Annotated in this window: 12 protein-coding genes; 11 read left to right on the forward strand and 1 reads right to left on the reverse strand. The window is 71.2% G+C overall.

All coding sequences use genetic code 11. The annotated features are described in order from the left end of the window. Positions 1-31: 31 nt before the first annotated feature. Positions 32-376, reverse strand: a complete 345-nt coding sequence (locus JOD51_RS02760; RefSeq protein ID WP_204610714.1) for a DUF1844 domain-containing protein — start codon at positions 374-376, stop codon at positions 32-34. 382 nt (positions 377-758) lie between these two features. Here JOD51_RS02760 and infC point away from each other — a divergent pair, with 382 nt between their 5' ends. From infC to argF, 11 genes are all read left to right on the forward strand, one after another. Then, on the forward strand, positions 759-1,433 hold the full coding sequence (gene infC / locus JOD51_RS02765; RefSeq protein ID WP_204606940.1) for a translation initiation factor IF-3: 675 nt from the start codon (positions 759-761) through the stop codon (positions 1,431-1,433). 61 nt (positions 1,434-1,494) lie between these two features. Further along, positions 1,495-1,689 (forward strand): 50S ribosomal protein L35, encoded by a 195-nt coding sequence (gene rpmI / locus JOD51_RS02770; protein ID WP_111073736.1) that lies wholly within the window; start codon positions 1,495-1,497, stop codon positions 1,687-1,689. Positions 1,690-1,718: 29 nt separating this feature from the next. Further along, positions 1,719-2,102, forward strand: a complete 384-nt coding sequence (gene rplT, locus JOD51_RS02775; protein WP_204606941.1) for a 50S ribosomal protein L20 — start codon at positions 1,719-1,721, stop codon at positions 2,100-2,102. Positions 2,103-2,241: 139 nt separating this feature from the next. Beyond that, positions 2,242-3,099: a TrmH family RNA methyltransferase gene (locus JOD51_RS02780; RefSeq protein WP_204606942.1), complete on the forward strand. Its 858-nt coding sequence runs from the start codon at positions 2,242-2,244 to the stop codon at positions 3,097-3,099. A 68-nt stretch (positions 3,100-3,167) separates the two neighbouring features. Next, positions 3,168-4,208 carry a phenylalanine--tRNA ligase subunit alpha gene (gene pheS, locus JOD51_RS02785; RefSeq protein ID WP_166780191.1) on the forward strand — a complete coding sequence of 347 codons (1,041 nt, stop codon included), beginning with the start codon at positions 3,168-3,170 and terminating at the stop codon, positions 4,206-4,208. Continuing rightward, the gene (gene pheT, locus JOD51_RS02790) at positions 4,208-6,700 is read left to right on the forward strand and encodes a phenylalanine--tRNA ligase subunit beta (RefSeq protein WP_204606943.1); all 2,493 of its coding nucleotides are present in this window, start codon (positions 4,208-4,210) and stop codon (positions 6,698-6,700) included. The genes pheS and pheT overlap by 1 nt, the downstream gene beginning before the upstream one ends. 73 nt (positions 6,701-6,773) lie before the next feature. Beyond that, positions 6,774-7,871 (forward strand): N-acetyl-gamma-glutamyl-phosphate reductase, encoded by a 1,098-nt coding sequence (locus JOD51_RS02795; protein WP_204606944.1) that lies wholly within the window; start codon positions 6,774-6,776, stop codon positions 7,869-7,871. A gap of 65 nt (positions 7,872-7,936) precedes the next feature. Beyond that, a complete protein-coding gene (argJ, locus tag JOD51_RS02800; RefSeq protein WP_204610717.1) occupies positions 7,937-9,097 on the forward strand; it encodes a bifunctional glutamate N-acetyltransferase/amino-acid acetyltransferase ArgJ in 1,161 nt (386 codons plus the stop codon). Next, positions 9,097-10,125 carry an acetylglutamate kinase gene (argB, locus tag JOD51_RS02805; protein WP_239539752.1) on the forward strand — a complete coding sequence of 343 codons (1,029 nt, stop codon included), beginning with the start codon at positions 9,097-9,099 and terminating at the stop codon, positions 10,123-10,125. The genes argJ and argB overlap by 1 nt, the downstream gene beginning before the upstream one ends. Beyond that, the gene (locus tag JOD51_RS02810) at positions 10,122-11,348 is read left to right on the forward strand and encodes an acetylornithine transaminase (RefSeq protein WP_204606945.1); all 1,227 of its coding nucleotides are present in this window, start codon (positions 10,122-10,124) and stop codon (positions 11,346-11,348) included. Before argB ends, JOD51_RS02810 begins: the two co-directional genes overlap by 4 nt. Further along, the gene (gene argF, locus JOD51_RS02815; RefSeq protein WP_204606946.1) at positions 11,345-12,271 is read left to right on the forward strand and encodes an ornithine carbamoyltransferase; all 927 of its coding nucleotides are present in this window, start codon (positions 11,345-11,347) and stop codon (positions 12,269-12,271) included. The genes JOD51_RS02810 and argF overlap by 4 nt, the downstream gene beginning before the upstream one ends. The last annotated feature ends 4 nt before the right edge of the window (positions 12,272-12,275 follow it).

A 12,275-nucleotide genomic window follows, 5' to 3' on the forward strand; every position in this document is an offset into this window, starting at 1 on the left:
CACGGGCCTCCCGTCCGTCCCGGGGGAGCGTCTAGTTGACGGGCCCGGTGTACTTCTCGCCCGGACCCTTGCCCGGCGCGTCCGGGATCGCCGAGGCCTCGCGGAACGCCAGCTGCACCGACCGCAGCCCGTCACGCAGGGGACGCGCGTGCTGGTCGCCGATCTCGGTCGCGGCGGCGGTGACGAGCCCGGCGAGCGAGGTGATGAGCTTCCGCGCCTCGTCCAGGTCGGTCTGCTGCTCGGGGTCGTCGGCCAGGCCGACCTTCACGGCGGCGGCGCTGAGCAGGTGCACGGCCACGGTGTTGATGAGTTCGATCGCGGGGACCTCGGCGATGTCGCGCGCGGCCTCGTCGGATCCCGATCCGTCGACGCCCAGGTCGTCGAACGTGGGGGCCGGGTTGCTCGGGGTGTCGGTCACGGTGCTCCTCTGCTAGACTCGCCGACGGCAGACACTGTCCGCGCGCCCGGATCGTTCCGGTCGTGCCAGATCATCCCGGTTGTACCCAGGACGGTCCGGATCAGGACAGCGTCACGAAAGAGGAGTTCCTCCCACCCGCGGCTGCACCAAGGCTACCGGGTCACCACCGCTCCGCCGGGGTCCACCACGTGGGCACCGGCAGGCCGGACCACGAAGATCGGCGCGAGCCGGTCCGAGCGGGTCGGCGTCGGGCGGCTGCCGAACGGGTCTCGATCCGTGCGTCAGATCTCCTCTCTCGTGCCGTCGTCCCGGGCAAACGCCCCGGACGGCCACCACCTGATTGAAGGAGCTCCGCATCACCGATCCCCGTACCAACGACCGAATCCGCGTCCCCGAGGTCCGACTGGTCGGACCCCAGGGCGAGCAGGTCGGCGTTGTCCCCATCGCCGTCGCACTGCGCCTCGCGCAGGAAGCCGAGCTGGATCTGGTCGAGGTCGCGCCGAACTCGAAGCCGCCCGTGGCCAAGATCATGGACTACGGCAAGTTCAAGTACGAAGCCGCTCAGAAGGCCAAGGAAGCCCGCCGCAACCAGGTCAACACCGACCTGAAAGAGGTCCGTTTCCGCCTGAAGATCGACGTGCACGACTACGAGACGAAGCGCAAGCGCGCCGAGGGGTTCCTCCTCGGTGGCGACAAGGTGAAGGCGATGATCCTCTTCCGCGGTCGCGAGCAGTCGCGTCCCGAGCAGGGTGTCCGACTCCTCCAGAAGTTCGCGGAGGAGATCGCCGAGTTCGGTGTCGTCGAGTCGCGTCCGACCCAGGACGGCCGCAACATGACGATGATCATCGCGCCGCTGAAGAACAAGTCGGACGTCAAGGGCGAGCAGAACGCCAAGCGTGCCGCTGAGAAGGCCGAGCGGAAGGCCACCGAGCACTCCGCGAAGGCCAAGCCGGAGGACGAGCCCGCGTCGGGCCCCGCCGCAGCAGCAGCCCCGGCCGACTCGTCGGCCGAATAGGTCCTCCCAGGCCGATCCGCGCTCGACGCGGTCCCCATCCACCCCACGGAAAGGCACCACGATGCCCAAGCAGAAGACCCACTCCGGGTCGAAGAAGCGCTTCAAGATCACCGGCAGCGGCAAGATCATGAAGCAGCAGGCCGGTATGCGCCACAACCTCGAGGTGAAGTCCTCCAAGCGCAAGGCCCGCCTCAACGAGGACCAGGTCCTCGCGAAGGCCGACGTCAAGGCCGTCAAGAAGCTCCTCGGCCACTGAGTCGACCCGGATCGTAAAGGAACAGATCAATGGCAAGAGTCAAGAGAGCGGTCAACGCCGCCAAGAAGCGTCGCGTCATCCTCGAGCGCGCAGAGGGCTACCGCGGCCAGCGGTCGCGCCTCTACCGCAAGGCGAAGGAGCAGGTCACCCACTCCCTCGTCTACGCGTACCGTGACCGTCACGCGAAGAAGGGCGAGTTCCGTCGCCTCTGGATCCAGCGCATCAACGCTGCGTCGCGTGCGAACGGCCTGACCTACAACCGCCTCATCCAGGGTCTCGCCCTGGCCGGCGTCGAGGTCGACCGTCGCATCCTCGCGGACCTCGCGGTCAACAACGCCGAGACGTTCGCCGCGCTCGTCGAGACCGCCAAGAAGGCCCTGCCGGCCGACACCTCGGCGCCGAAGGCAGCCTGAGCCACGTCACCCGTGCACCGGAACCCCCACTCCATCGGGAGTGGGGGTTCCGTCGTTCCCGGAGCCGCCCGGAGCCGGCCCGAGCCGCCCGGCGGTGCTCCGGTCGGCCCGGGCTGCCGGTGGTTCCTAGACTGGGCCCGTGAGTGAACTCCTCGAGAACCCCCGTGCCGGCCGAGTGAAGGCCGTGGCCGCCCTGGCCAAGAAGGACGTCCGTGCCGAGACCGGGCTGTTCCTGCTCGAGGGGCCGCAGGCGGTGCGCGAGGCGATCGAGTACCGACCGGAGCTCCTCCGTGAGCTCTACGTCACCCCGACCGCGGCGGCCCGACACGGCCTGGACGACGCTCCGGTCGACACCTGGTTCGTCACCGAGCAGGTGCTCGACGCGATGGCCGACACGGTGACCCCGCAGGGCGTGGTCGCGGTGTGCCAGCAGTTCCCGACGTCGGTCAAGGACGTCTTCCCGGACGCCCGCCCGGAGGCGCGCGCCGACGTCGCCGAGACCGGTGCCCTCCCCGGACTGGTCGCCATCCTCGAAGAGGTCCGTGACCCGGGCAACGCCGGCACGATCATCCGGGCCGCGGACGCCGCCGGCGCCGACGCCGTCGTGCTCACCGGACGCAGTGTCGACCCGTACAACCCGAAGGTCGTCCGCTCCACCACCGGCTCGCTGTTCCACGTGCCGGTCTCGGTCGGCGTGACCCTGGTCGACGCCGTCGAGCGCGCACGGGGTCTCGGCTACACGATCCTCGCCGCGGACGTGTCGGGCGACGACCTGCCGGACGTCCGCGCCGACGGCATGCTCGACGGCCCGACCGTCTGGGTGTTCGGCAACGAGGCCCGCGGGCTGACGGCCGAGGACCTGGCCCTGGTCGACCGCGCCGTGAAGGTCCCGATCTACGGTCGTGCCGAGTCGATGAACCTCGCGACCGCGGCGTCGGTGTGCCTCTACGAGAGCGCGTTCGCCCAGCGGACCCGTTCCTCCACAGCCACCGACTGACGGGGCACTGCCCACAGTCCGACCGGTGCAGGGCGGCGGTATCCCGTCGGCCGGTAGGCTTGGCTCTCGTGTCAGAACCTCTCGAGATCAGCGAATCGGCGGTCGCCGGCGCCGTGGAAGCGGCCCTCGCCGCCGTCCGCGCCACGACGACCGTCGCCGAGCTGAAGCAGGCCCGTGCCGAGCACACCGGCGAGCAGTCGACGCTCGCCCGGATGAACGCGTCGATGCGCAGCGTCCCGCCGGAGCAGAAGGCCGCCGCGGGCAAGCTCGTGGGGCAGGCGCGCGGCCAGGTGAACCAGGCGATCGCCGCGCAGGAATCGGTCCTCGCCGAATCGGAAGAGCGCGCGCGTCTCGACGCCGAGCGCGTGGACGTCACCGCGCTGCCGTCGCGTCGCACGCCCGGTTCCCGGCACCCGCTGTCGGTGCTCAACGAGACCGTCGCGGACATCTTCGTCGGCATGGGGTGGGAAGTCGCGGAAGGCCCCGAGCTCGAGCACGAGTGGTTCAACTTCGACGCGCTGAACTTCGACCAGGACCACCCGGCGCGGGCCATGGCGGACACGGTGTTCGTCGAGCCCGTGGACCGGCACCTGCTCATGCGCACGCACACCTCACCCGTCCAGGTGCGGTCGCTGCTGTCCCGCGACCTGCCCCTCTACGTCATCGCCCCGGGCCGCGTCTACCGCGCCGACGAGCTCGACGCCACGCACCTGCCGGTCTTCACCCAGGTCGAGGGCATCGCGATCGACAAGGGTCTGACGATGGCGCACCTCCGGGGCACGCTGGAGCACTTCGCCCGCCAGGTCTTCGGTGCCGAAGCGCAGATCCGGCTGCGTCCGAACTACTTCCCGTTCACCGAGCCGAGCGCCGAGATGGACGTCTGGCAGCCGAACGCCAAGGGCGGCGCGCGCTGGGTCGAGTGGGGTGGCTGCGGCATGGTCAACCCGAACGTCCTGCGTGCCGCCGGCATCGACCCGGACGAGTACCAGGGCTTCGCCTTCGGCATGGGCATCGAGCGGACGCTGCAGTTCCGCAACGGCCTGAACGACATGCGTGACTTCCTCGAGGGCGATCTCCGCTTCTCGCAGCAGTTCGGAACGGTGGTCTGATGCGCGTCCCACTCCGCTGGCTCGGCGAATCCGTCGACCTGCCCGACGACGTCTCGCTCGAGCACGTCCACGCCGCCCTGGTGTCGGTCGGGTTCGAAGAAGAAGCCGTGCACGCTGCCGAGCTGACCGGACCCGTCGTGGTCGGCCGGGTGCTCGAGCGTGTCCCGGAGCCGCAGAAGAACGGCAAGACGATCAACTGGTGCCAGGTGGACGTCGGCGACGCCGAACCCCGCGGCATCGTCTGCGGTGCGCACAACTTCGACGTCGGCGACCTCGTCGTGGTGACGCTCCCCGGCGCCGTGCTGCCCGGACCGTTCCCGATCGCCGCCCGGAAGACCTACGGCCACGTCTCGGACGGCATGATCGCGTCCGCGCGTGAACTCGGGCTCGGCGACGAGCACGACGGCATCCTGCGCTTCGCCGACCTCGGCATGGAGCCCCCGGTCGGCGCGGACGCCATCGCGCTGCTCGGCCTGGACGACGCCGCGGTCGAGATCAACGTGACGCCGGACCGCGGCTACGCGATGAGCATGCGCGGCGTCGCTCGTGAGTACGCGCACGCCACCGGGGCGACCTTCTCGGACCCGGTCGACCGCGTCCTGCCGCGCACCGGTGACGGCTTCCCGGTCACGATCGACGACACCGCACCGATCCGTGGCCGTGTCGGCGCGAGCACCTTCGTGACGCGGGTCGTCCGCGGTATCGACGCCAGCCGTCCCACCCCGGCCTGGATGGTCGCGCGCCTGTCGCTCGCCGGCGTCCGGTCGATCTCGCTGCCCGTCGACATCACCAACTACGTGATGTTCGAGCTCGGTCAGCCGCTGCACGGGTACGACCTCGGCACCCTCCAGGGCGGCCTCACCGTCCGACGGGCCACCGCGGGGGAGCACCTCACCACCCTCGACGGCGTGGAGCGCACGCTCGACGCCGAGGACCTGGTGATCGCCGACGACGCCGGGGCCGTCGGCCTCGCGGGCGTCATGGGTGGCGCACGCACCGAGATCACCGCGGCGACGACCGACGTCCTGATCGAGGCCGCCGGCTTCGACCAGGTGTCGATCGCCCGCACCGCCCGGCGGCACAAGCTGCCGAGCGAGGCGTCGCGTCGCTTCGAGCGCGGTGTCGACCCGCTCGTCGCCCAGGCTGCCGCGAACCGCGCCGTCGAGCTCCTCGTCGACCTCGCCGGTGGCGCGCCGGACGCACTCGGTTCGACGCTGGTCGACGAGTCGCCGCGCCCCACCGTGACCATGCGCGTCGACCGGGCCGCCGCGCTGATCGGTGTCGACTACACCGACGCCGAGGTGCTCGACACCCTCCGTGCGATCGGGGCGACCGTGGACGTCGACGGTGCCCTGCTCGCCGTGACCCCGCCGACCTGGCGTCCCGACCTGGTGGACGACGTGTCCCTGGTCGAGGAGATCGCCCGCGTCGTCGGGTACGACCGCATCCCCAGCGTGCTGCCGGTCGCACCGCCCGGACGTGGGCTGACGCGGCACCAGCAGGCCCGGCGCCGGGTGTCCGCCGCCCTCGCCGCAGCCGGTCTCACCGAGGTCGTCACGGCCCCGTTCGTCTCCGCCACCACCGCTGCCGCCTATCCGGGCATCGACCCCGCGGGCGGCCCGAGCGTCGTCCTGGCGAACGCCCTCGACAGCGCGCAGGACCGCCTGCGCCGGAGCGGGCTGCCGGCCCTCGTCGACGTCGCCCGTCGCAACGTGTCGCGCGGGCTGGTCGACGTCGCCGTGTACGAGACCTCCCGGGTGTTCCTGCCCGCGCCCGGTGTCGAGCTCGGGACGGTCGACGTCCCCGTCGGCGCGCAGCGTCCGACGCCCGAGACCCTCGCGGCCCTCGACGCCGCGCTGCCGTCGCAGCCGTTCCATGTCAGTGCGCTGCTCGTCGGCAACGCCGTGCTCAAGCAGCCCGGCACCGCGGCCGAGCCGTTCGGCATCGCCGACGCCCTCGACGTCGCCCGCATCGTGGCCTGGGCCGTGGGTGCCGAGCTCACCGTCGCGCAGACGAGTCACCCGTCGCTGCACCCCGGTCGCGCTGCGTCGCTGCTCGTCGGGGACACGGTCGTCGGCGTCGCGGGCGAGCTCCTGCCGGAGCGCACGGCGGACGCCGACCTGCCCCGCGTCGTCGCCGTCGTCGAGCTGGACCTCGACGCACTGGTCGCCGCGGCCCCCGAGCTCGTGGACGTCTCGGCGATCGTGTCCTACCCGGCTGCGACGCAGGACCTGTCGCTGGTGGTGGACGTGTCGGTGCCCGCCGGTGACGTCCTGACCGAGGTGCGCGCTGGTGCGGGAGACCTGTTGGAGTATGCTCGGCTCGTGGATGACTACCGGGGTGCCGGCGTGGACGAGGGACAGAAGTCCCTGACGTTCGCCCTGCGCTTCCGTGCCACGGACCGCACGCTGACCGCTGCCGAGGCCTCCCAGGCCCGCGACGGCGCTGTCCGACGTGCCGGCGAGCGATTCGGGGCGACCCTGCGCGACTGATCCACGACGGATCACCGCCCGGGGTCGCCGCCTCCGAACCTCTCGACGACCAGTCCGACCAAAGGTGGAACCCATGTCCGTATCCGTCGCCGTGGCGGGAGCCAGCGGCTACGCGGGTGGCGAGTTGTTGCGCATCCTCTCCGCTCACCCCGAGTTCGACGTCAGGACGGTGACGGCGTTCTCGAACGCCGGACAGCCGCTCATCGCGACGCAGCCGCACCTGCGCTCGCTCGCACACCTGACGCTGGTGGCGACGACAGCCGAGAACCTCCGCGGGCACGACGTGGTGTTCCTCGCGCTGCCGCACGGGCAGTCCGGCGCCATCACCGCCGAGCTCGACGCGGACACCCTCGTGGTGGACTGCGGCGCGGACCACCGCCTGACCGACGAGAACGCCTGGGCGACCTTCTACGGCGGCGAGTTCTACGGCGCCTGGACCTACGGTCTGCCGGAACTCCTGCACGCGCCGCCCACACCCGGTGCGGCGGACGAGTGGCGGGACGTCGACGACATCGTCGCCCAGGGCCGACAGCGCACCGAGCTGGCGGCGACGAAGCGCATCGCCGTCCCCGGCTGCAACGTCACCGCGGTCACGCTCGGCATCCAGCCCGGTGTCCAGGCGGGCCTCGTCGAGTCCGACGACATCGTCGCCGTGCTGAGCGTCGGCCCGAGCGGTGCCGGCAAGAAGCTCGAGTCGACCTACCTGGCTGCCGAGATCATGGGCTCCGCCAGCGCGTACGCCGTCGGTGGCTCGCACCGGCACGTGCCGGAGATCCAGCAGAACCTCCGCGCTGCCGGGGCATCGGACGTGCGCATCTCCTTCACCCCCGTACTCGTGCCGATGTCCCGCGGCATCCTCGCGACGACCACCGCGCGTTTGGCGCCCGGGGTCACCGCCCACGACGTCCGCTTCGCGTGGGAGCAGGCGTACGCCGACGAACCGTTCGTGCACCTGCTGCCCGAGGGTGTCTTCCCGCGGGTCGCCGACACGATCGGCGCCAACACCGCCCTGGTCGGCATCGCGGTCGACGAAGCGGCCGGTCGGGTCGTCGCCGTGACCGCGCTCGACAACCTCGCCAAGGGGACCGGCGGCGCAGCCGTGCAGTCCGCGAACATCGCGCTCGGGTTCCCCGAGACCCTCGGCCTCAGCGTGGACGGAGTCGCCCCGTGACCGACAGCATCGACGGCACCGGCGCGGACGACGCGACCACGGGCCTCCCGTCCGCCCAGGGGGCGCTGCAGGGCGTCACCGCCGCTCGGGGCTTCCGCGCCGCCGGCGTCACCGCCGGCCTCAAGACCAGCGGCAAGCCGGACGTGGCGCTGGTCGTCAACGACGGTCCGTCCGACGCGGTGGCCGCCGTCTTCACCTCGAACCGCGCGCAGGCGCACCCGGTGATCTGGTCCCGCCAGGTCGTGGGGGACGGGGTGGCGCGGGCCGTCCTGCTCAACTCGGGAGGCGCGAACTGCTTCACGGGAGCGTTCGGCTTCCAGACCACGCACCTCACCGCCGAAGCGGTCGGCGACGCCCTCGGGATCGGCGCCGGCGACGTGGTCGTCTGCTCCACCGGCCTGATCGGGCGGGGCGACCAGACCTTCCGCGACGGTGTGCTCCGCGGGGTGACGCTCGCCGCCGACGCCCTCACCGACGACGGGGGAGCGGCCGCAGCGACCGCGATCATGACGACCGACACGAAGCCGAAGCAGTCCGTCGTGACCGTCGACGGCTGGACGGTCGGCGGCATGGCGAAGGGCGCGGGCATGCTCGCACCGGGGCTGGCGACGATGCTCGTCGTCATCACGACCGACGCGGCGCTGACCTCGGACGAACTCGACCAGGCACTGCGCGCCGCGACCCGGGTCACCTTCGACCGTGTCGACTCGGACGGCTGCATGTCGACGAACGACACCGTCGTGCTGATGTCCTCCGGCGCGTCCGACACGACGCCCGAGGTCGGTGACTTCCAGGAGGCCCTGACCGCCGTCTGTGCCGACCTCGCCCGCCAGCTCCAGCAGGACGCCGAGGGTGCCGCGCACGACATCGCGATCGAGGTGATCGGCGCCGTGAGCGAGGACGACGCGGTCACGGTCGGCCGGAGCGTCGCGCGGAACAACCTCTTCAAGGCCGCCGTCTTCGGCAACGACCCCAACTGGGGCCGCGTCCTCGCCGCGATCGGGACGACCGACGCGGAGTTCGACCCGTACGCGGTCGACGTCTCGATGAACGGGATCCGCGTCTGCCACGCCGGCGCCCCGGACCAGCCGAGCGACAGCGTCGACCTCACCCCCAGGGACACCCACGTGCTCATCGACCTCGGTGTCGGACCGTACGCGGCCACGATCCTGACGAACGACCTGACGCACGACTACGTCCACGAGAACAGCGCGTACTCCAGCTGATGAGCGATCCGGACCTCTCGAAGGAAGAAGAGCACGAGCTCGCGACCGTCAAGGCCGCGACCCTCATCGAGTCCCTGCCGTGGCTGAAGCGGTTCTCGGGCAAGATCGTCGTCGTCAAGTTCGGCGGCAACGCGATGGTGAACGACGACCTCAAGCGGGCGTTCGCCGAGGACATGGTCTACCTCCGGTACGCCGGTCTGCACCCCGTCGTCGTGCACGGCGGCGGACCGCAGATCTCGGCGGCACTGAAGGAACAGGGCATCGAGTCCGAGTTCCGCGGCGGCTACCGCGTGACGACCACCGAGGCGATCACGGTCGTCCGTGACGTGCTGGCCGGTGAGGTGAACCGCGAGATCGTGGACCTCATCGACGAGCACGGGCCGGGCCTGGGCGTCGGCGTGTTCGGTGACGGCGGGTCGCTGTTCACCGGCGAGAAGAAGGGCGTCGTCGTGGACGGCGAGCACTTCGACCTCGGCCACGTCGGCGACATCACGCACGTCGACCCGTCCGGGGTCCTCGCAGCGATCCGTGCCGACCGCATCCCGGTGGTGTCGAGCATCGCGATCGACGACGCGCACCCGGACCAGGCGCTCAACGTGAACGCCGACGCCGCTGCGGCCGCACTGGCGATCGCCCTGAACGCGTCCAAGCTGATGATGCTGACCGACGTCCCCGGGCTGTACCGCAACTGGCCCGACCGCGACTCGATCATCGACCTCATCGCGGTCGAGGAACTGCGGCAGCTGCTGCCCTCGCTCGAGTCGGGGATGATCCCGAAGATGACCGCGTGCCTGGACGCCGTGGTCGGCGGGGTCGGCGGCGCGACCATCATCGACGGTCGCATCCCGCACTCGATCCTGCTCGAGGTCTTCACCCTGCGGGGTGCGGGCACGGAGGTGATCCCGGACCCCAGCCGTCGGACCGAGAACCAGAACACGCACGCCGAGATCGGCCGTCGCGCCGCCGGCGAGCACGCGACCCCGCACCACACCATCCCGCACCACGACGAGAAGGGCACACCACGGTGAGCACCGAGACGCAGACCGAGACCTGGAACGACCGGTTCGGGGCGTCGCTCATGCGATCCCTGACCCCGCCGAAGATCATGCTCGAGCGAGGCCAGGGCTGCCGCGTCTGGGACGTCGACGGCAACGAGTACCTCGACTTCCTGGCCGGCATCGCCGTGAACTCGCTCGGCCACGCCCACCCGGCGCTGGTCGAGGCGATCAGCGACCAGGCCGCGAAGCTCGTGCACGTGTCGAACTACTTCGCCACCCCGCCGCAGCTCGAGCTCGCCGAGCGCCTCAAGCGCATCTCCGGTGCGGGGGAGGCCGGCCGCGTGTACTTCGGCAACTCCGGAGCCGAGGCGAACGAGGCCGCCTTCAAGCTCGCGCGCCTGAACCGCGGGGCCGACGGTCGCAAGACCCGCATCCTCGCGCTGCAGCAGGCGTTCCACGGCCGGACGATGGGCGCGCTCGCCCTCACCGGCAAGCCCGCCCTGCAGGAGGACTTCCTGCCGATGATCCCGGGCGTCGAGCACATCGAGACCTCGATCGAGGCCCTCGAGCGCTCGATCGACGACACCGTCGCGGCGCTCATCCTCGAGCCGATCAAGGGCGAGGCCGGCGTGGTCGACCTGCCCGAGGGCTTCCTGCAGGCCGCTCGGACCCTGACCGAGCAACACGGCGCCCTGCTGATCCTCGACGAGATCCAGACCGGCATCGGCCGGACCGGGTCGTGGTTCGCGTTCCAGAACACCGGCGTGACCCCGGACGCCATCACGGTGGCGAAGGGCATCGCCGGCGGGTTCCCGATCGGCGCGCTCGTGACCTTCGGTGCGGCGTCCGACCTGTTCTCGGCCGGACAGCACGGTTCGACCTTCGGCGGCAACCCGCTCGGCACCCGGGTCGCGAACGCGGTCCTGGCCGAGATCGAACGGGCCGGGCTCGTCGAGAACGCCGTCGTCAAGGGGCAGCGGATCCGTGCGGGCATCGCCGCGCTCGGCTCCGACCTGGTGGAAGAGGTGCGCGGCAGCGGCCTGCTCGTCGGCGTCGGACTCCGTCTGCCCGTCGCGGCAGCCGTGTCCGCCGCCGCACTCGACCGCGGCCTCATCATCAACGCCCCGAACGAGTCGAGCCTGCGCATCGCGCCGCCGCTCATCGTGTCCGACGACGAGATCGACGAGTTCCTCGCGATCCTCGCCCAGAGCATGGCGGCCGTCGCGGGCGCCGACCAGGAGACCACCGCATGACCCGCCACTTCCTCCGGGACGACGACCTGACCCAGGCGGAGCAGTCCGCCGTCCTCGACCTCGCGGTCGAGATGAAGCGCGACCGCTGGGGTGCCAAGCCGCTCGCCGGTCCGCAGAGCGTCGCCGTGATCTTCGACAAGTCGTCGACCCGCACGCGGGTGTCCTTCCACGTCGGCATCAGCGACCTCGGCGGCAGCCCGCTGATCATCTCCACCGCCAACAGCCAGCTCGGCGGCAAGGAGACCCCGACCGACACCGCCCGCGTGCTCGAGCGCATGGTGTCGGCGATCGTCTGGCGCACCTACGGCCAGGCCGGGCTCGAGGAGATGGCGGCGAGCACCACGGTGCCCGTGGTCAACGCGCTGTCCGACGACTTCCACCCGTGCCAGCTGCTCGCCGACCTGCTCACCATCCGTGAGCACCGTGGCGCACTCGCCGGCCAGACCATCGCCTTCGTGGGCGACGGCGCCAGCAACATGGCGCACTCGTACCTGCTCGCCTGCGCCACGGCCGGCATGCACGTCCGCGTCGCAGCTCCCGCCGAGTTCGCGCCGGCCGCCCAGGTCGTCACCGACGCCGAGGTCCGCGCGGCCGAGACCGGCGGTTCGGTACTCGTCGTGACCGACCCGGTGGCCGCGGTCGCCGGGGCCGACGTCGTCGTGACCGACACCTGGGTCTCGATGGGCAAGGAAGAGGAGAAGCAGCAGCGTCTCGAGGTCTTCCACGGCTACCGCGTCGACGACGAGCTGCTCGCGCACGCCGCCGACGACGCGGTGTTCATGCACTGCCTGCCCGCCGATCGCGGCTACGAGGTCACGGCCGAGGTCATCGACGGCCCCCGCAGCATCATCTGGGACGAGGCGGAGAACCGCCTGCACGCCCAGAAGGCCCTGCTCGCCTGGCTCCTCGCCGCGAACAACTGATCCC

The organism is Curtobacterium herbarum, assembly GCF_016907335.1.
Taxonomy (GTDB): domain Bacteria; phylum Actinomycetota; class Actinomycetes; order Actinomycetales; family Microbacteriaceae; genus Curtobacterium; species Curtobacterium herbarum.

Excerpts from the sequence above, each read along its gene's own strand:
- rplT (WP_204606941.1), top strand. The coding sequence starts at position 1,719 with ATGGCAAGAGTCAAGAGAGCGGTCAACGCCGCCAAGAAGCGTCGCGTC.
- rpmI (WP_111073736.1), top strand. The coding sequence starts at position 1,495 with ATGCCCAAGCAGAAGACCCACTCCGGGTCGAAGAAGCGCTTCAAGATC.
- argB (WP_239539752.1), top strand. The coding sequence starts at position 9,097 with ATGAGCGATCCGGACCTCTCGAAGGAAGAAGAGCACGAGCTCGCGACC.
- JOD51_RS02795 (WP_204606944.1), top strand. The coding sequence starts at position 6,774 with ATGTCCGTATCCGTCGCCGTGGCGGGAGCCAGCGGCTACGCGGGTGGC.
- argF (WP_204606946.1), top strand. The coding sequence starts at position 11,345 with ATGACCCGCCACTTCCTCCGGGACGACGACCTGACCCAGGCGGAGCAG.
- pheT (WP_204606943.1), top strand. The coding sequence starts at position 4,208 with ATGCGCGTCCCACTCCGCTGGCTCGGCGAATCCGTCGACCTGCCCGAC.